Origin of the sequence: Paractinoplanes deccanensis, assembly GCF_016862115.1 — a bacterium.
Taxonomy (GTDB): domain Bacteria; phylum Actinomycetota; class Actinomycetes; order Mycobacteriales; family Micromonosporaceae; genus Actinoplanes; species Actinoplanes deccanensis.
In genome coordinates, this window is sequence record NZ_BOMI01000134.1 from 24,842 (window position 1) to 42,984 (window position 18,143).

At 71.8% G+C, this 18,143-nt stretch carries 18 protein-coding genes and 1 pseudogene; 7 read left to right on the top strand and 12 right to left on the bottom strand.

Translation table 11 applies throughout. The features are described 5' to 3' along the window. Nucleotides 1–62: 62 nt before the first annotated feature. A complete protein-coding gene (locus tag Ade02nite_RS33195; protein ID WP_203772488.1) occupies nucleotides 63–2,264 on the top strand; it encodes an AAA family ATPase in 2,202 nt (733 codons plus the stop codon). A 2-nt stretch (nucleotides 2,265–2,266) separates the two neighbouring features. Here Ade02nite_RS33195 and Ade02nite_RS33200 read toward each other — a convergent pair. The 8 genes and pseudogenes from Ade02nite_RS33200 to Ade02nite_RS33235 all read right to left on the bottom strand — a co-directional run. Next, nucleotides 2,267–2,491: pseudogene (locus tag Ade02nite_RS33200) on the bottom strand (DUF3263 domain-containing protein); the annotation flags it as partial. A gap of 76 nt (nucleotides 2,492–2,567) precedes the next feature. Further along, entirely contained in the window at nucleotides 2,568–3,578 is a 1,011-nt protein-coding gene (locus tag Ade02nite_RS33205; protein WP_203772492.1) for an ABC transporter permease subunit, read from the bottom strand. Further along, the gene (locus Ade02nite_RS33210; protein ID WP_203772494.1) at nucleotides 3,575–4,552 is read right to left on the bottom strand and encodes an ATP-binding cassette domain-containing protein; all 978 of its coding nucleotides are present in this window, start codon (nucleotides 4,550–4,552) and stop codon (nucleotides 3,575–3,577) included. The genes Ade02nite_RS33205 and Ade02nite_RS33210 overlap by 4 nt, the downstream gene beginning before the upstream one ends. Before the next feature lie 23 nt (nucleotides 4,553–4,575). Next, complete coding sequence (locus Ade02nite_RS33215) at nucleotides 4,576–4,965, bottom strand: contact-dependent growth inhibition system immunity protein (protein WP_203772496.1); 390 nt, start codon at nucleotides 4,963–4,965, stop codon at nucleotides 4,576–4,578. A 9-nt stretch (nucleotides 4,966–4,974) separates the two neighbouring features. Beyond that, the gene (locus tag Ade02nite_RS33220; RefSeq protein ID WP_239169238.1) at nucleotides 4,975–6,102 is read right to left on the bottom strand and encodes a putative T7SS-secreted protein; all 1,128 of its coding nucleotides are present in this window, start codon (nucleotides 6,100–6,102) and stop codon (nucleotides 4,975–4,977) included. A gap of 31 nt (nucleotides 6,103–6,133) precedes the next feature. After that, entirely contained in the window at nucleotides 6,134–6,451 is a 318-nt protein-coding gene (locus Ade02nite_RS33225) for a hypothetical protein (protein WP_203772500.1), read from the bottom strand. A gap of 86 nt (nucleotides 6,452–6,537) precedes the next feature. Further along, nucleotides 6,538–6,933 carry a hypothetical protein gene (locus tag Ade02nite_RS33230; protein ID WP_203772502.1) on the bottom strand — a complete coding sequence of 132 codons (396 nt, stop codon included), beginning with the start codon at nucleotides 6,931–6,933 and terminating at the stop codon, nucleotides 6,538–6,540. Nucleotides 6,934–6,990: 57 nt separating this feature from the next. Continuing rightward, nucleotides 6,991–7,794, bottom strand: coding sequence for a hypothetical protein (locus Ade02nite_RS33235; protein ID WP_203772504.1), 804 nt, complete (start codon nucleotides 7,792–7,794; stop codon nucleotides 6,991–6,993). Between the two features lie 284 nt (nucleotides 7,795–8,078). On the opposite strand from Ade02nite_RS33235, the gene Ade02nite_RS33240 reads away from it, so the two are divergent. Together Ade02nite_RS33240 and Ade02nite_RS33245 are read left to right on the top strand one after the other, a co-directional pair. Continuing rightward, the gene (locus tag Ade02nite_RS33240; RefSeq protein ID WP_203772506.1) at nucleotides 8,079–8,453 is read left to right on the top strand and encodes a Uma2 family endonuclease; all 375 of its coding nucleotides are present in this window, start codon (nucleotides 8,079–8,081) and stop codon (nucleotides 8,451–8,453) included. 26 nt (nucleotides 8,454–8,479) lie between these two features. Beyond that, nucleotides 8,480–8,965, top strand: coding sequence for a glutathione peroxidase (locus Ade02nite_RS33245; protein ID WP_203772508.1), 486 nt, complete (start codon nucleotides 8,480–8,482; stop codon nucleotides 8,963–8,965). Here Ade02nite_RS33245 and Ade02nite_RS33250 read toward each other — a convergent pair. Continuing rightward, entirely contained in the window at nucleotides 8,962–9,747 is a 786-nt protein-coding gene (locus Ade02nite_RS33250) for a DeoR/GlpR family DNA-binding transcription regulator (RefSeq protein ID WP_203772510.1), read from the bottom strand. The genes Ade02nite_RS33245 and Ade02nite_RS33250 overlap by 4 nt on opposite strands. A gap of 194 nt (nucleotides 9,748–9,941) precedes the next feature. Between Ade02nite_RS33250 and Ade02nite_RS33255 the strand changes: the two genes are divergently transcribed. From Ade02nite_RS33255 to nagA, 3 genes are read left to right on the top strand one after another with little or no spacing between them, the layout of a single operon-like run. After that, complete coding sequence (locus tag Ade02nite_RS33255) at nucleotides 9,942–10,856, top strand: SIS domain-containing protein (RefSeq protein ID WP_203772512.1); 915 nt, start codon at nucleotides 9,942–9,944, stop codon at nucleotides 10,854–10,856. Then, the gene (locus tag Ade02nite_RS33260; RefSeq protein WP_203772514.1) at nucleotides 10,853–11,770 is read left to right on the top strand and encodes an ROK family protein; all 918 of its coding nucleotides are present in this window, start codon (nucleotides 10,853–10,855) and stop codon (nucleotides 11,768–11,770) included. The genes Ade02nite_RS33255 and Ade02nite_RS33260 overlap by 4 nt, the downstream gene beginning before the upstream one ends. Further along, nucleotides 11,767–12,855, top strand: a complete 1,089-nt coding sequence (gene nagA / locus Ade02nite_RS33265) for an N-acetylglucosamine-6-phosphate deacetylase (protein ID WP_203772516.1) — start codon at nucleotides 11,767–11,769, stop codon at nucleotides 12,853–12,855. Before Ade02nite_RS33260 ends, nagA begins: the two co-directional genes overlap by 4 nt. Here the strand turns inward: nagA and Ade02nite_RS33270 are convergent. Beyond that, the gene (locus Ade02nite_RS33270) at nucleotides 12,814–13,536 is read right to left on the bottom strand and encodes a phosphatase PAP2 family protein (protein ID WP_203772518.1); all 723 of its coding nucleotides are present in this window, start codon (nucleotides 13,534–13,536) and stop codon (nucleotides 12,814–12,816) included. The genes nagA and Ade02nite_RS33270 overlap by 42 nt on opposite strands. Nucleotides 13,537–13,546: 10 nt before the next feature. After that, nucleotides 13,547–14,977, bottom strand: coding sequence for a trypsin-like serine peptidase (locus Ade02nite_RS33275; protein ID WP_203772520.1), 1,431 nt, complete (start codon nucleotides 14,975–14,977; stop codon nucleotides 13,547–13,549). A 60-nt stretch (nucleotides 14,978–15,037) separates the two neighbouring features. Here Ade02nite_RS33275 and Ade02nite_RS33280 point away from each other — a divergent pair, with 60 nt between their 5' ends. Continuing rightward, nucleotides 15,038–16,318, top strand: a complete 1,281-nt coding sequence (locus tag Ade02nite_RS33280) for a DUF4032 domain-containing protein (protein ID WP_203772522.1) — start codon at nucleotides 15,038–15,040, stop codon at nucleotides 16,316–16,318. Here Ade02nite_RS33280 and Ade02nite_RS33285 read toward each other — a convergent pair. Next, the gene (locus Ade02nite_RS33285; RefSeq protein WP_203772524.1) at nucleotides 16,298–18,034 is read right to left on the bottom strand and encodes a potassium channel family protein; all 1,737 of its coding nucleotides are present in this window, start codon (nucleotides 18,032–18,034) and stop codon (nucleotides 16,298–16,300) included. The two genes, Ade02nite_RS33280 and Ade02nite_RS33285, sit on opposite strands and share 21 nt — an antisense overlap. Nucleotides 18,035–18,143: the final 109 nt, after the last annotated feature.

The following is an 18,143-nucleotide window of genomic DNA, read 5'->3' on the forward strand; positions in this document are numbered from 1 at the left end:
GCAGCGATCTGAGCGACGGCTGTGAAACCCCTCAGGAGCCGTCGGACGATAGCGTTGTGCCGGTGGACGAAGAACTCACGCTGACGGCGACCCTGCGGCTGGCCGGTCTCGACAACCGCCGCGGTGTGGTCCGGTTGCATCCGGCGATCATGACGGCTCTGGCGATCAACCCCGGTGATCCCGTACGCCTGACCGGCACCCGCACGACCGCCGCGCTGGCTGCCAAGGCCGAGCCGTCCGCCGGCCGCGAGTTCCTCTACGCCGACGACCTGACGCTGGGCAACCTCGGCATCCGCGACGGCGCCCGGGTCACCGTCGCGAAACTGCCGGCGGTGGCCGCCCAGCGGGTCACCCTGTCCGGCCCGGCCGACGTGGTCGCGCTGGTCTCGCCCGAGATCCTGCGCCTGGCGCTGCTCGGCAAGGTGCTCAGCGAGGGCGACAACGTCTCGCTCTACCCGCAGGACGTGCCGCTGCGCGAGGGCCAGCGCATGCCGGTGCAGGACATCGGGCGCAACCTGCGCAACCGGCTCGGCTACCAGTGGACGACCGCCCTGCTCACCGTGGTCGCGGTGGCGGGTGCCGGCTCCGCCGTGGTCACCATGGACACGGTGGTCGGCTGGCAGGACGGCCAGACCTCCTCGCCCGTGCCCGGCCCGGCGGTCCAGCCCGCGGCGCCGGCCTCGACCGACCCCGACGTGCCGCCGCCGAGCCTCGACGACCTGCCGGGCCTGCGCGCCCAGGCCAAGGAGCTGGAGGAGCTGCTCGACCTCGGCTTCCACCACGGCGAGGTGCTGGCCCGGCTCAACACCAAGGTGTCGCTCGGCGTGCTGATCTCCGGCCCGGCCGGGTCGGGCAAGTCCGCTCTGGTACGGGCGGTGGCCGCCCAGGTCGGCGCGCGGGTCCTGCCGGTGTGGGCGCCGGAGCTGGCCGCGCTCGCCGCCGACTCGGCCGCGGCCCGGCTGCGCGAGCTGTCCCGCGACGCGCGGTCCGGTGGCCCGGCGGTGCTGCTCTTCTCCGACGTGGACGCGCTCGCGCCGCGCGACGAGCCGAAGCCGATCGCGACCGTCTTCCGGCAGACCGTCGAGGAGGTGGTGCGCTCCGGCGCGGCGGTGGTCTGCACGACCAGCCGGCCCGAGTCGGTCGACCCGTCGCTGCGCGCGCCCGACCTGCTCGCCGTACAGCTGGCCGTGCCCCTGCCCGATCAGGCGCTGCGCCGCGAACAGCTCGGCGTGCTGACCCGCGGCATGCCCCTGGCCGAGGACGTACGCCTCGACGAGGTCGCCGGGCGCACTCCCGGCTTCGTCGCGGCCGACCTGGGCGCGCTGGCCCGCGAGGCCGGTGTGCGCGCCGCCCTGCGCCAGAAGGAAGCGGAGTCGCCGACGGTGACCATGGCCGACTTCGAGGCCGCGCTCGACGTCGTGCGGCCCACCTCGATGGCCGACTCGACGCTCGAGGTGGCCGCCGTGACCCTCGACGACGTGGGCGACCTGGCCGACGTCAAGCAGGTGCTGACCGAGTCGGTGCTGTGGCCGCTGACCTATCCGGACACGTTCGCCCGGCTCGGTGTCTCCCCGCCGCGCGGCGTCCTGCTCTACGGCCCGCCCGGCTGCGGCAAGACGTACCTGGTCAAGGCGATCGCGGGCACCGGCAAGGCGAACGTGCTGTCGGTCAAGGGCGCCGAGCTGCTGAGCAAGTGGGTCGGCGACAGCGAGCGGGCGGTGCGCGAGCTGTTCCGCCGCGCCCGCGAGGCCGCGCCGACGCTGGTCTTCCTCGACGAGGTCGACGCGCTCGCGCCGACCCGCGGGCAGGCGACCGACGGCGGCACGGCCGACCGGGTGGTGGCGGCGCTGCTCACCGAGCTCGACGGCGTGGAGGACCTGCGCAACGTGGTCGTCGTCGGCGCGACGAACCGGCCCGATCTGATCGATCCGGCCCTGCTGCGGCCGGGGCGTCTCGAGCGTCTGGTGTACGTTCCGCCGCCGGACGCCACGGCACGCGCCGCGATCCTGGAGGCGTCGGCCAAGGCCGTGCCGCTCGACGAGTCGGTCGACCTGGGCAAGCTCGGCGCGGAGCTGGAGGGCTTCTCGGCGGCGGACTGCGCGGCGCTGATCCGCGAGGCGGCGCTGGCGGCCATGCGCGACTCGCTGGAGGCGACGACCGTGACCGCCGACAACGTCGCTACCGCGCGGGGACGCGTACGAGCGAGCCTGGATCCGACGCAGGTGGCGTGGCTGGAGGCGTACGCCGAGACGCACCAGCCCTGAGGTCAGCGCCGGCGCGTCCGCGCGCGGGTGGAACGCAGGCGCCGGAGGCGGCCGACGAGCACGGGATCGTGCTCGAGGGCCGCCGGGTTGTCCAGCAGCGCGTTGAGGATCTGGTAATAACGCGTCGAGGAGAGCTCGAAGGTGTCGCGGATCGCCTGCTCCTTGGAGCCCGCGTGCTTCCACCAGCGGGCCTCGAAGGCCAGGATCTCGCGCTCCCGGTCCGACAGCTCGGACTTGTCCGGCTCGCGGGGCGCCGGGATGGGCGGCTGCTGCTCGGACATGGCGTCAGCATATGCTCTTACGTCACGTGATGTCTCGGCTACGCATCGTCCACATCGCGGCGCCGACCACGACGACGAAGAGACCGGCCAGCAGGCTGCCCGCCATCGTCCAGGTCAGCGTCAAGGTCTCCGGCTGACAGCCGTTCACCGAGGAGAAGTCGCACGAGTTGTAGTCCTCCAGCGTGATCTCCTTGTCCATCCAGGCGATGAGCCACGCCGGGATGAGGAACGCGTCCACGAACTGCACCTTGGCCAGTTGGAGCACCGCGCCCAGCCCGAACTGGAACACGATCAGCGCGCCGACCGTCACGCCCAGCGCCATCGCCGTGTGCCGGCCCAGCGAGGCCAGCCCGAACCCGACCGCGCCCGCCACCAGCACCAGCGCCAGCCCGCGCAGCTCCATCAGCCCGATCGACTGCCAGGCTCCCGGGGTCATGCTGTCGGTGCTGCCGCGGGCCTCGGCCAGCAGATAGAACGCGCCGGTCCAGAGCGCCGACAGCACGACGGTGATCGCGGTGAACGTGAGCAGCAGGGTGAGCAGCTTCGTGCCCAGCACCCTCAGCCGCTGCGGCCGCCACAGCAGCAGGTTCATCATGCCGCCGCTGTTCCACTCGGCACCCACGAACGAAGCGCCGATGATGAACGCCGCCAGCGCCAGCAGCGCCGCCAGCGTGGTTGCCATGTCCGGGAAGCTCTCCCGGAAGATGAAGGTCGGCGGCATGTACCACTCGTAGTCGTAGTTCTCCAGGCGCGGCGCGGTCAGCTGCGCGCAGTCCGGCGGCCACTGGTTCGCCTGCGCGGTGCCCTTCGCCGCCTCGCAGCTCGCCCGGTCCTTCTCCACCTGCTGGGTGTCCCGCTCGAACTGGGCCTGCGCCTCGGCCTTCGCGGCGGCGATCTGCTCGGGGCCGACCGACTCGTTGGTGAGGAAAGTGGACACCGCCACGGCCGCCAGCACGACCACGGCGCCCAGCAGGAAGAGCTTGGTGAACCGGCGCTTGAACAGCCGCCGCGTCTCGGCCCTGTAGAGGCTCACTGTCCCCACCCTCCGACGGCCGCGGTCTGGTCGACCTGGCGGTTCTGGCCCTCGACCGGCGCGGTGCCGGTGAGCTCCAGGAAGACGCTCTCCAGGTCGGCCGAGACGGGGCTCAGCTCGCTGACGTAGATCTGCCGCTCGGCGAGGATCCGGGTGATCTGCGCCGGGTTGCCGGCGTTGCCGACCGTGAAATGATCGGGCTCGACGGTGACCTGCGCGCCGTTGGCCCGCAGCAGCTCGACGGCGCCGCGCGTGTCGACGCCGGGCTCCAGCCGCACCCTCACCTTGCCGCCACCGGCAGTGGCCAGCACGGACGCCACCGACCCCGACGCCACCCGCCGCCCGGCCGCGATGATCGTGACCTCGTCGCAGATCAGCTGGATCTCGCCGAGGATGTGACTGGAGAGCACGACAGTCATGCCCGACGCGGCCAGGTTGCGCATCAGCGACCGCATCTCGCGGATACCGCCCGGGTCGAGGCCGTTCGCCGGCTCGTCGAGGATCAGCAGCTTCGGCTCCTTGAGCAGCGCCGAGGCCACCGCGAGCCGCTGCTTCATGCCGAGCGAGTACGTCTTGACGCGCTCCTTGCCCCGGTCCCGCAGGCCCACCAGCTCCAGCACCTCGGTGACCCGCTGCCTGCGCACGTTGCCCGCGTCGGCAAGCAAGGACAACGTGTCCTGAGCGCTGAAGTTGCCGAAGAACTGCGGGCTCTCCACGATCGCCCCGACCAGCCCGGCGGTCTCCGCCAGATGCCGCGGCACCTCCTTGCCGAAGATCGCCATCCGCCCGCCGTTGGGCTTGATCAGCCCGAGGAGCGTCCGCAACGTGGTCGTCTTGCCCGAGCCGTTCGGCCCGAGAAAGCCATGCACCTGCCCCGCGTCGACGGTCATGTCGAACCCGTCGAGCGCCTTCCGCGTCCCCTTGCGGCTGCGATAGGTCTTGCGCAGCCCCACGATCTCCAATACGGCAGTCACCCGCGAGACTCTAGGCACAGCCGTCAATATTCGCAGCCACGGAACGCCGCGATGTCCCCCCTCGTGCCCTCGTCAAGCTCCCCGAGATCCACCGATTCGGTGACCGCCCGCAGCCGCACCGCCTGATCCCGGTGCTCGCGCCAGTAGCTCTCCGGAACCCGCACCACCGCCGCCAGCAGATCACCCGGATAGAAGTCGCCCTCGGCGAGCGGATCCCGCTCCAGCTCGCCCAACGCCAGCGGCACCAGGGTCGCGAGCCCTTCCCGCTGCCCGATCAGCACCCGCAGCCCTTCGACGCCGAGCTCCCCGACCGGCCGCCGCCGAAGCGCATGAACCGTCACAACAAGCCGAGACGCGCCCGGGGGTGGGTCGCCCCAGGCGTTCCCCTCGATCTCCTCCAGCGACTGCTGCACGTCTGTCTCCTAGATACGAGGTACGAACTGCTCCGAATGATCGAGCAGCCGACTGGCTTCGGACAACTCGCTCTGATACGCCGCGCGTTCCGCCTCGGTCGTCCGTGAGTCTCCGAGCAGCCGCTTGAGCTGGTCGATCCGGCGGGTGAGGCCACGCTGTGCATTGCGTACCTCGTCGACGTGGTCCCACGGCTGTCCCGACGGCTTGCGGGCGACGACCTCGCCGTTGAGTTCGCGCCGGGCCGCGTCGAGATCGCGATCCGTCAGATGCTCCTTCATCCGATCCGTCTTGGTGGGCGCCGGTCGCGAAGGTTGACTGCCGCTCATCGGCGAGACGGCGTCCTCGCCGGCGGCATGCTGCATGAGAGAGGTCGTGGCAGCGCCCGTGATGGCCACCCCGGTCGTGATGCCGGCGGCAGAGACGACATTCAGCGGTACGCCTGCGACGGCGCCCACTCCGGTGGCGTCGAGCGCGAAACCCAAGCCCTCCCCACCCGCGCTGACAGCTGTGAGCAGGAGCCCGCCCGCCAAAGCGGCGGTCTCGCCCGGGTGCTGGATCATCGCATTGCCGAACGAGGCCAGGCCGTTGACGACGTCCGCGCCGACGTCCAGCGCGAAGTCGCCCACCGCGTCCAGCCAGCTCGACTCCTCAGGCGCGGCCTCCGCTTCCTGATCGAGGAATCGCGCCGCCGAGTCGCCGCCCCGGGTGACCTGCGCGCGTGCGTTCTCCAGGGTGTCCCGGGCTGCCTGCCGACCGGCCTCGCCGCTGTCCACGAAGGGCGCGACGCTCTGACCCGGCGCGGCCTGCGCGACCTGCTGGTCGTACGCCTGCCGCGCCCGCGCCGAGGCGGCCTCGCCCTCGTCCCACAGCCGGATCGCCTCGGCCGCCTGCCCCTGCGCCCACCGCAGCGTGCCCGCAAAGCTGGCCAGGCCGTCGGCAGCAGTGGCGAGCGAGTTCGAAGCCTCGTACCACTTGTTGGGCTCGTAGCTGAACTTGTCCCGGAACGCGTCGGCTGCCACACCCGTCCAGGCTCCGGTGTCGATGTCGACCAGGCCGTCGCCGGCCTTCTCCGCGTTCGCCGACCGGCTCCGCAGCGCCTGGACGTTGCCCTCGACAGCCGCCGGATCGCCCGGCACCAGAGCGAGGGGGTCACGTGTCTGGCCTAGCTCAGTCATCGACGATCGCCTCGGCCGGGTCGGTGGTCAGCCGCCCTTGTGAGGCAGCGTCCGCCGCGCGATAAGCCTTGGCCGCATCGCTGAGGATCGTGCCGATCGCCTCGGCATCCCCGGTCAGGATGTCGAGGCCCTCGTTCCAGCGGTCACAGAAGTTCTCAATCGCCCGGTGCAGCCCCGCGTGCCCGTACGCGCCGGCCGCCCGATCAAGATCTTCCAGAGCGGATCCGCGCTGATCGGCCACGCTCTGCCTGATGCCTGCCGAGGCCGACTCCAGGGCCTCGAGCTCCACGTGGAATCCGGTGCCGTCCATCGTTCATCGCCTGCCTTCACCCCGTATCGGCGGTCGTCGAACGTCGCTACAGCGAGGCTAGGACCCGAAGGCAATATCGATGATGATCAGAGACGAAGCCCCTCGTCGATCGCCTCGCGCAACTGATCTCCGTACTCCCCGGCCGGCAACTCCGCGAGGTGCCGAGCCGCCCGCTCGTAGGCTGCGCGGGCGAGGCGCTGGTGGGCCATCGCCACGCTCACGTGCAGGGAAGGGTAGAAGGCGGCCACCCGTTCGTCACCGACGGCGTCGGCGTGCCGCAAAGCCTCGGTGTTCCACCGCAGGATCTCGGCCGGGTCGTCCTGCTGCCGGGCCAGGTAGTGCGCGGCCACACAGGCGTCGTAGTCGTCGGTCCGCGCCGTCCACGCCCGCTCGAACAGCGCCCGCGCGTCGGCCGGCCGCCCCTCGGCCTCCGCCCGCATCCCGTCCTGACACAACTCGAGCACCCGATTGCCGAGATCCATGACCGGTCCCCTCTCCGTCGAACGCCGCCGATGATGTGCGTTCGACCAGCTCGAAGGTCAACCGATGAGGCCGAGCCGCTCCTCAGCGCCGGGCCAGGTGAGCAGGACGCCGGCGTTTCCGGTGATCTCGAGCCACCGCTCGGCGCCGGCCGGTTCCCGTTCGATGTGGAGGACGGAACGGACCGCGAAGCCGCGGCGCTGGAGCACGCTGGCGTAATCCAGCACCTGGCCGAGCCCCATGCGCAGCTGCCGGACCTCGCCGGCCTCGGTGGCGCTCTTGACCTCGACGACGGTGATGCTGCCGGCATCGGTCTTCCAGGCCAGGTCGTAGTGCGGCCCGTCCGGCGAGGGCGAGAGCGGCTCCAGCCCGTTGGCCACGACGAGCCGCGCGAGCTCGTTCTGCAGCCTGTGGTGCGCCCGAAGCCCGTTGCCGAAGCTGTCGGGATCGGCGGCCACGGCCGGCGCGGGGGCGGCCACCTCGACATTCTCGTCCTGCGGCCGGTACGGCGTGGCCACACGGCCGCCGGCCGGTCCGCTCAACCGGATGACGGGAGGTCTGCCGCCCTCGACAACGGCGCCGGGCAGAGTCTTGAGGACAGCGCCGATGAAGGCACTGCGGTAGCCGATCTCGGAGGGCTCGATCGGCACCTCGCCGTCGGCCACCAGCCGGCGCAGGGCCTCCTCGACCCAGGCGATCGGGACGGGCCGCCCGTCCGGCGACTTGGCGGTGGCAACCATGACGTTCGGCGGCCGCACCACGGTGATCCGGTTGACGGCGCCGGTGACCGTCTGGATCTCCCGGTCGACGAGCCCGTCGAGCAGTTCGCCGACGTCCGGGATCATTTGCTCTTCGCTCGTCATGCCGGAGTTCTACCGCCGCCCTTGCGCCGAACTCAAGGCAGGCATCTCGCTGGGGTGCCGCCCCGACCAGGCCACCGCACCCTTGGGCGGCACCGTGGCCTCCCGGGTCGGCCTCGCCCGGTACTTTGGGTCTGTACGACCGGGTGGGAAGCGCACGCTGCTGAGGGAGGCATGATGAGCGCCGAGGCCGTGGTGCCGGGATGCCGACGCAGGGAGTTGTTGTCGGTCGTGCCCCGCGCCGATCCCGAACACGCGTTGCTGGTTTCACGGATCTTGTCTGGCTGGTGACCAACGGATACGGCGCGGAACAGGTCGTCACGGACTGCGGTATCGACGTGGGCGGCGGCGGGCACCAACCGGACCTGTCCGTGTGGGCCAAGGGCCGGCCACCACGGCCGGCGCGGTCGAGCTACGCCGGCACGGCGGGCCTGCTGCTGGCCGTCGAGGTGGTGTCCAGGGGTTCCGAGATCGTCGACCGGGTCATCAAGAAGACCGAATACGCCAAGGCCGGCATCCCCCGTTACTGGATCGTCGAGCGCGACGGCGTCACGACCGTGCACCGCCACTCTCTCAACGCCGAGACCGGGGAGTACGAACTGGATCCGGACGGGGCGCAGCCACTCGCGTGGCTGCTGAGCACGGTCCCCGCCATCGCATGACCCCGGGCTGAGGAAGACTGTCGGGCATGACGGCGATTCAGGACATCCCGCTGCGGACGATCAGCGGTGACGAGACCACGCTCGGCGCGTTCGGTGGGCAGGTGCTGCTCGTGGTGAACGTGGCCTCCCGGTGTGGCCTCACTCCCCAGTACGACGGTCTCGAGAAGCTGCACGAGCGCTACCGCGACCGCGGCTTCAGCGTGCTCGGCTTCCCCGCCGACGACTTCGGCCGGCAGGAGCCGGGCACCGACGAGGAGATCGCCGAGTTCTGCCGGAGCACGTTCAGCGTGGAGTTCCCGATGTTCTCCAAGATCGTCGTCAAGGGCGCCGGGCAGCATCCGCTCTACGCGGCGCTGACCTCGGCGGTCGCGCACGAGGACGGCAGCACCGACGTGCAGTGGAACTTCGAGAAGTTCCTGATCTCTCGGGACGGCGAGGTCGTCGGCCGGTTCGCGCCCGGCGTCACGCCCGAGGACGAGACGCTGGTCGAGGCCATTCAGAACCAGCTCTAAGCGCAGATCACGTGGACGCCGGCGTCGCGCAGGGCCGCGACGGTCTCGGCGGGGGCGCCGGAGTCCGTGACCAGGGTTTCCACCTTGCTGATCGGGCAGATGCGGGCGAAGGCGTGCCCGCCCAGCTTCGACGAGTCGGCGATCACCACGACGCGTTTGGCGCGGGCGACCATCAGGCTGTTCATGGCCGCCTCGCCCTCGTGGTGGGCGGCCGCGCCCAGCTCCACGTCGAGCGCGTCGACGCCCAGCAGCACGACGTCGAGGGTGACCTCCTTGAGCAGCGCGCCGCCGAGCGGGCCGACCAGCTCGAAGGACTGCGGGCGGACCACGCCGCCGGCCACCACGATCTTCATGCGGGAGCGGACGAGCAGCTCGTTCGCGATGTTCAGCGCGTTGGTGACCACGGTGAGCTGGGCGCCCTCGCCGACCGCGTTCAGGTCGGGCCGTACGGCCAGGGCGCGCGCCACCTCGGTCATCGTGGTGCCGCCGTTGAGGCCGACGACCGTGCCGGGCGCGACGAGCCGGGCCGCGGCCTCGCCGATGCGCTGCTTCTCCGCCGAGTGCTTGGCGCTCTTGTAGCGCAGCGGCAGGTCGTACGACACGCCGTTGGCGACCGCGCCGCCCCGCGTCCGCGTGATCATCTGTTGCTGGGCGAGCTGGTCGAAGTCGCGGCGGATGGTGGCCTGGGAGACGTCCAGGCGGTCAGCCGCCTCCTCCACGCTGACCCGGCCACTCTCCGCGAGTACCTCGAGCAGGGCATTCCACCGCGCGTACCGGTCCACCGAGACTCCCCGATGAGCGTTCCATGATAAGAGTGTGCACATTAGTGAGCGAAAGCCCGGGAAGCAAACCCCGGCGCTGCGCGGTCGGCTAAACAATGGTTGCATCTCCCGCCGCCTTCCGCGCAGAATGACGCTCGAAAGTGCCGGAAACCGAGCGCTTATGCGCAGCGACGCACGGTGTGAAGGGTGACCCCATGAGCTACGTCAAGGTGGAGATCGCCAGCCAGCCCGAATGCTGGCGCAAGGCCGCCGAGCTGGCCGGCTCCCCGGGGCTGCCCCAGCCGGGCGAGCGCGTCGCCGTCGTCGGCTGCGGCACGTCGTGGTTCATGGCCAAGGCGTACGCCTCCCTGCGCGAGCGGGCCGGCCAGGGCGAGACCGACGCGTTCCAGGCTTCCGAGTTCCCCCAGGGCCGCACATACGACCGGATTGTCGCGATCACCCGCTCGGGCACGACCACCGAAGTGCTCGACTTGATCAAGGAAACAAGGAACACCACCGTGATCACGGCAGACGGCGGTCAGCCCGCCGCCGCGGCCGCGGAAAAGGCGATCGTGCTCGACTTCGCCGACGAGAAGTCCGTCGTGCAGACCCGCTTCGCCACCAGCGCCCTCGCGCTGCTCCGCGGCCACCTCGGCGAGGACATCGAGTCGCTGGCCGCCGACGCCGAGGTGGCGATCCGCCTGCCGCTGCCGGTGCACCCGGCCCTCGCCGAGCAGATCACCTTCCTGGGCCGCGGCTGGACCATCGGCCTGGCCGAGGAGGCCGCCCTGAAGTGCCGCGAGGCCGCCGGCTACTGGGCCGAGGCCTACCCGGCGATGGACTACCGGCACGGCCCGATCGCGATCGCCGCCCCGCGCCGGGTCGTCTGGGCGTTCGGCGAGATCCCGGCCGGCCTGGCCGACGACGTCGAGGCCACCGGCGCCTCCTTCGTGCACAGCCGCCACCACGGCGGCTACGCGGCGCTGGGCAGCTGGTGCGGCGGCCGCGCCCCGCTCGACCCGATGGCCGACCTGGTCGTCGCGCAGCGCGTCGCCGTGCTCCTCGCCACCAGCCAGGGCCTCGACCCCGACCACCCCCGCAACCTCACCCGTTCCGTCGTCCTCAAATGACGGAGGTGGTCGTCGCCCTCGACGTGGGCGGCACGGGCATGAAGTGTGCGCTGGTCGGCACGGACGGCACGGTGCGGCACAGCGAGCGCCATCCCACCCTGGCCGACCGCGGACCCGCAGCGGTCCTCGACAACATCACCGACGTCGCCGACGGCCTGGCCGCCAAGGCGCGCGCCGACGGCCTGACGCCGATCGCGGCCGGCGTCGCCGTCCCCGGCGTGGTCGACGAGGCGAACGGCGTCGCGGTCTGGTCGTCCAACGTCGGCTTCCGCGACGTGCCGGTGCGCGCCCGTCTGGAGGCCCGGCTCGGCTTTCCCGCCGCGCTGGGCCATGACGTGCGCGTCGGAGGCATCGCGGAGGCGCGGCTCGGCGCCGGCCGCGGCCGCGGGCACGTGCTCTTCGTCGCGATCGGCACCGGCATCGCGGCCGCCCTGGTCGTCGGCGGCGCCGGCTACTCGGGCGCGCACGGCGCCGCCGGCGAGCTCGGCCACATCGTGCTGCGCCCCGGCGGCACCGCCTGCCCGTGCGGGCAGGCGGGCTGCCTCGAGGCGTACACGTCGGCCCGGGCCATCGGCCGGCGCTACGCGGAGCTGTCCGGCGAGCCGGGCGCCACCGCCTACGACGTCGTCACCCGCCTGGAGACCGAGGAGCTGGCCCGCACCGTCTGGCAGGAGGCCGTCGACGTGCTGGCCGACGGCCTGATCATTGCCCAGGCCCTGTACGACGTCGACGTGCTCGTGCTCGGCGGCGGGCTGGCCGAGGCCGGCGAGGCGCTGCTCGGCCCCCTGCGCACGGCCTTCGCCGACCGCGTCACCTTTCACCGCACCCCCGAGATCGTTCGCGCCGAGCTCGGCGACGAGGCCGGCTGCCTCGGCGCGGCCCTGCTGGCCCTGGACCACCTGGAGACCACGTGACCCGCATCGGCGGCCGCATCGTCCGTCCCGGCGCCGTCGTCGAGGGGTACGTGGAGGTCGACGGCCCCACGATCCTCGAGGTCGTCCACGCGCCGGGAGCCGGCGACGACGTGATCGTGCCCGGCTTCGTCGACCTGCACTGCCACGGCGGCGGCGGGCACACCTTCACCACCGGCGACGCGCTCTCCGCGCGCGGGGCCGCCGAGTTCCACCTGCGCCACGGCACCACGACGCTGCTGGCCAGCCTGGTCAGCTCCCCGTTCGAGCTGATGCGCGAGGCGACAGCGGCCTACCTGCCGCTCGTCGAGGAGGGCGTCCTCGCCGGCGTGCACTACGAGGGCCCCTACCTCTCGGGAGTGCGCTGCGGCGCGCAGAACCCGGACTTCCTGCGCGACCCGTCGATCGACGAGCTGCAAGAACTGATCAAGACCGATGCCGTACGGATGGTGACGATCGCCCCCGAGTTGCCGGGCGCCCTGGAGGCCATCGCGTTCCTGCGGGACAACGGCGTCGCCGCGGCGGTGGGGCACACCGACGCCACGTACGAGCAGGCCCGGGCCGGGGTCGAGGCCGGCGCCGCCGTCGGCACCCACCTGTTCAACGGCATGCGCCCGCCGCACCACCGCGAGCCCGGGCCGGTGATCGGCCTGCTCTCGTCGCCGGTGGTCTGCGAGCTGATCGCCGACAACATCCACCTGCACCCCGGCATGCTCGCCTTCGCCGCGCACACCGCCGGCCCCGACAAGGCCGCCCTGATCACCGACGCGATCGACGCGACCGGCATGGCGGACGGCACCTACGACCTCGGCGGCCAGCAGGTCATCGTCGCCGACGGGGTGGCGCGGCTGGCCCGCAACGACTCGATCGCCGGCAGCACGCTGACCATGGACGTGGCGCTGCGCAACACCGTCGCCGCCGGCATACCCCTGCCGGACGCCGTCGCGATGGCCTCGACCACGCCCGCCCGGGTCCTCGGCCTCGCCGACCGGACCGGCGCCCTGGAGGCCGGCCTCAGCGCGGACCTCGTCGTGCTGAGCCCCGACCTAACGGTGCAGCGCGTCATGCGCCGGGGCGCCTGGGTGTAGCGGCCGCTCCCAGCCCCGCAGGCGCGGCAGCGGCACCGAGTCCCACGGGATCCGCTCGACCAGCCGCGCCAGCACCACGCCCAGCAGCAGCCCGGCCACCGAGTCGGTCAGCCAGTGGAATCCCGTGTACACCGTCGTGCAGAAGACGATCGCCACGGGCACCACCCGGATCAGCACGGTCTCGCGCGCCGACAGCGGCCGCCGCAGCAGCGCCGCGATCAGGATCGCCAGCACCGCGTACCAGACCAGCGAGTTGCCCAGGTGCCCCGACGGGTAGCTCATCGCCTCGGCGCCCGACGCGTACGGATTGAACATGACCGTCTTGTCCGGCCCGTCGAACCGCGGCGCCGCCCGATCGGCCCAGATCTTGAGGGGCCCGATCGTCACGTACGTCAGCACGAAGCCCGCCACGAACGGCAGCGCCGCCCGCACCGACCGGCTGCGCCACACCAGCACCCCGGTCAAGATCAGCGCGACCGGCATCAGCACCTGCCCGCCCTGCCCGAAGTAGTTGAGCACGCGGGCGGTCCAGTAGACCGGATCGGGCTGGTGCGCGAACGCCCAGTCGGCCACCCGCTGGTCGAGCGACAGCAGGTGACCGTTGATCAGGGCAACGGTGATCGCGACGAACGCCGCCAGAGACGCGACGTCGGGCCACCAGCTCTTGGGGGTACGAGGCACGCCCTCAAAGTTAGAGGTACGCGCGCAACTTCGCGGCCAGCAGGTCGCCGCGGACCCCGGAGTTGGGGCAGCCGCCGAAGTGGTGCAGGGCCACCACCTTGTCCGTCTTGCGGGACAGCACCGGCGAACCGGACGATCCGCCCTCGGTGTCGCAGAAGTAGGCCACGTCCGACTGGGCCGCATAGCCGTCGTAGGCCGGGTTGGTCACCGAGCAGTTGCCGGCCTGCTCGCCCAGCGACCCGGCGATGCGGGTGGGCTCGCCGGCCGGGTGCTGCGGCACGTACAGCTCCTGGTTGCGGGCGGGCCTCGCCGTGTCCAGGGTGAGGTGGCCGAACTTCTGCACCGCCGCAAAGTTCGACACCGAGAACAGCGTGTAGTCGTACACCCGGTCGGTGGCGAGGACCTTCGAGCCCCACACCTTCGTCGGCTTGTAGACCTCGTAGCCGCCGCACCGCGCGCATTGGTAGTTGAACCACACCTCGGTCTCGTACGCCTCGGACGTGCTGGTGAAACAGTGGTTGTTGGTGAGCATGCGGTTCTGCGTGCCGATCCGCCAGCCCGTGCACAGCTCGGTGCCGTTGATCAGCAGCCGGGCGATGGCCTTCGACTTCGTGTACGCGACCGGGTCGGACGAGCGGTAGCAGACCGCGTCGGCGGAGGTGTCGCTGCCGCACACCGACTCCTCCCGGCCGGTACGCCCCGGCGCGGTCAGCTGCTCCTCGGGCCGCTTCTGCTGCTCGGAGCGGCTGAAGCCGCGCGCGACCCGGTCGACGTCGACGCCGAGCGTGCCCAGCAGGTCGTTGAGCCGCAGCGGATCGGCGGGGCCGCGGTGCATCTCCAGCACGGCGGTGTCCCCGGTTACCGACATCGCCCAGCGGCCGGTGTCGCGGTCGCTCAGCTCCGGCGCGTCGTAGCGGTAGGACTCGGTGCCGTCCGCGTTCGACACGGTCACGTAGTCGCCGGGCAGCATCTGGATCCGGGCGAAGTGCAGCTTCACATAGGAGGCGCCGGGGTAGCGGAACGTCTCCTTGCGCGGCTTGCCGCCGAGGTAGCCGAGCAGCTTGCGGACGGTGATCAGCTCGCCGACGCGCTGGCGGCCGCCGTCCTTCGCCGCGGTTACCGACTCGTGCCGGCCCTCCTGATCGAGCAGCGGCGGCGTGGACTCCCCGGCGGACGGCGCCGCGGGCGATGCCGCCGTGCCCTTCTCCGGTGCCACCACGCCGGGCAGGCTCGCGCCCGGTGCCTGCTGCTGCTGGGGCAGCTGGTCGTTCTGGGGCTGCTGGTTCGCTGCGACAGGCGTACGCGTCACCGGGTCGGCCTTCTGCCACACGCCGACGGGTCGTCCTTCGTCGCCGGCGGCCTTCCACGCGGTGGCTCCGGCCGTGCCGGTCAGCGCCAGGGCAGCGCAGGCCGCGATCGCTATGCCTGCCTTACGTCGCATTCGTGTCAACCCGCCATTCACGTCATATCAGGGACATATGTACTAATCAGGCGTTCTCGCATGTGTGCAACGAGCCACCTGCGGCAGCGACACGCCGGGGAGACCGTGCACACTGGGTCGGTGCGCATCACCTCCGCCGTCGTCGACCCGGCTTTGCTGGAACTGCCGTGGCACATCCCGCTGGAGGAGTGGCCGGCCGATCACCTGGTCGCCCTCCCCCAGGGCATCTCCCGTCACGTCGTGCGATTCGTGAAGCTCAACGACGTGGTCTACGCGTTGAAGGAGACCCGCGAGCGGATCGCCGAAAAGGAGTACGACCTGCTGCGCGCCCTCGAGCGCATCGACTTCCCCGCCGTCGAGGCGGTCGCCATCGTCACCGACCGCGAGGACCCGCACGGCGAGCCGCTCGAGACCGTGCTGATCACCCGCCACCTCCAGTTCTCGCTGCCGTACCGCGCCCTGTTCTCGCACGTGCTGCGCCCGAACACGCTCAACCGCCTGCTCGACGCGCTCGCCGCGCTGGTCGTGCGGATGCACCTCACCGGCTTCTCGTGGGGCGACTGCTCGCTGTCCAACACGCTGTTCCGGCGCGACGCGGGCGCCTTCGCGGCCTACCTGGTCGACGCCGAGACCGGCAACCTCTACCCCAAGCTCTCCGAGGGTCAGCGCAGCGAGGACATCGAGATCCTGCGGCTCAACATCTTCGGCGAGCTGCTCGACCTCCAGGCCGCCGAGCTGCTGCACGAGTCGATCGACCCCGAGGCGGTGGTCGACGACATCGTGGCCCGCTACGAGCGCCTGTGGCACGAGGTCACCTACGAGCAGAAGGTGCCCCGCGACGACGCCCGGCACGACATCGAGGGCCGCATCCGCCGGCTCAACGAGCTGGGCTTCGACGTCGCCGAGGTCGCCATGTCCACCACGGACGGTGGATACCGGGTGCGCCCCAAGGTCGTCGACGCCGGTTACCACACCCGCCGCCTGCTGCGCCTGACCGGCCTCGACGCCGAGGAGAACCAGGCCCGGCAGCTCCTCAACGACCTCGACACCTACCGCGCCGAGAGCCTGCTCACCGACGAGCAGCAGGCCGCGCACCGGTGGCTCACCGAGGTCTTCGAGCCGGTAGTCCGGGCCGTGCCGCCCGGCCTGCGCCGCAAGCTGGAGCCGCAGGAGATCTTCACCCAGGTCATCCAGCACAAGTGGCTGCTCTCCGAGCAGGCCGGGCGCGACGTGGGCATGGCCGCGGCCGTGCAGTCCTACCTCAAGGACATTCTCGCCAAGAAGCCCGACGAGCAGGCCGTCCTCGGCGTCGAGGTCGGCTCACTGCCCACCGGCGTCTGAGCTCTCGATCGGCCGGGCCGCCTGGTCCAGCAGGACCCGCAGCCCGGCCCGGCGGGCCACCACCACGATCTCGTCGTCCGGTGCCAGCACCCGCCGGCCGTCCGGCGACCAGTCCACCCACTCCGCACCGGCGGTCGTCAGGCCGATCACGCGGACGCTCTCGGGGCGGTCGGCGCTCTCCAGCGGCGCGCCGTCCAGCGCCGAGCCCGGCGTCACCCGCACCGCGGCCACCAGCAGCGCGTGCCGCTCGACCGGGATCGTGGCGAGCACCTCGCGCTCCAGCATCGCGGCCGCGAACGCCGGCGCGCAGAGCCGCGAGACGCTGCGCGAGATGTCGATGTTGAACGCGTCCTGCACCCGCCGCGCGAAGTCGTCGTCGAACAGCCGCAGCACCACCCGGATGCCGTCGCGCGCCTGCCGCGCGTGCAGGGCCGCCTGGAGGTTGACCGCGTCGTCGGTGGAGACCACCACCAGCGCCTGGCAGTTCGCGATCGACGCCGAGCGCAGCGTCTCCTCCTGCGCCGCGTCCCCGACGATCACCGGCACGCCGAGGTCCTCGGCGACCTTGACGCCGCGCGCCTCCGGGTTGCGGTCGATCGCCACCACATCGAGGCCCAGGTCGGTGAGCTGGCGCAGCACCCTGGTGCCGACGTTGCCGAGCCCGACCAGCACGATATGGCCCGTGTAGACCTTGAGGATCTCGCCGCGGTCGAGCGCCAGCCGGGTCTTGACCACGCCGTCGACCACCGCGGCGGTGACCAGCGGCAGCAGCGCCACCCCGGCCAGCGTCAGCACGAGCTGGGCCGCCTGCGCGCGCGGCGCGTTGTCGGCCTCCACATCGGACGAGCCGACCATCGTCAGCAGCGTGACGTAGATCGACCGCCAGAAGCCCTGCACGCCGGTGAAGTGCGTCAGCAAGGCGCCGGAGACCACGGTGAGACCGAGCGCGACCAGCACGGCGATGCCGAGCTTGCGGCTCAGCCCCACCCGGATCGCCCGGCCGACGGACAGCCACGGCCGCCGGCGCCGGCCCGCGCGCGCCAGCCGCCGGGCGGCCACCGTCTGGGCCGCGGGCCGCCGGCCCGCCTCGGCCAGCACGAGGTCGGCCGGCTGGGGCTCGCCGGCCGGCGGCAGCACGGTCGTCTTGCCGTTGCCGTCCGATGTGGCCAGCGTGGTGACGATCGCGTCGGCCGGCACGTCGGCGCGCTTCGAGACGTTCAGCGTGCGGGCCGCGTACCGGAAGTGGGTGGGTGCGACCTCGCCCAGCGCCGCGGCCACGAAGGCGGGCGCGGCCATCGCGGCGTCGGACAGCACGGCGCAGTCGGCGAAGAGCCGCCTCACCCCGTACGCCAGATTGGTGGTGAACATGCGGATCACGAGCCGCAGATCGCCCTCGACCGCGCGGGCGCACAGGGCCGCGTGCAGGTTGACCATGTCGTCGGGCATGACCAGCGCCAGGGCGTCGGCCCCGGCGAGCCCGGCGTCACGGAAGGTCTGCTCGTCCAGCCGGGTCGCGGTGATCACCCGGACGCCGCGGGCGCGCAGGGCGCCCAGGTCGGGCACGAGCGGCTTCAGCTCCGGCGGAGTGATCAAGGTGAGACGGACACGGTGTCCGGATCGGGCGAGCTCCTCGGCCAGCGTGTAGACCAGAGCGTCCGATCCGCAGACCACGAGATGGGGCCGGGCGTCGCCCGCACGCTCGCGCAACCTCGACATGAGAGACCGTCGCGCCACTTCACGAGCTTGATCCGTCGCCACGCCGCGATCGTAGTCAGCCGGAACCGGTTGCTGGGGCCGCTCGTTGCCCCTTCCGACGCCTTTCGTC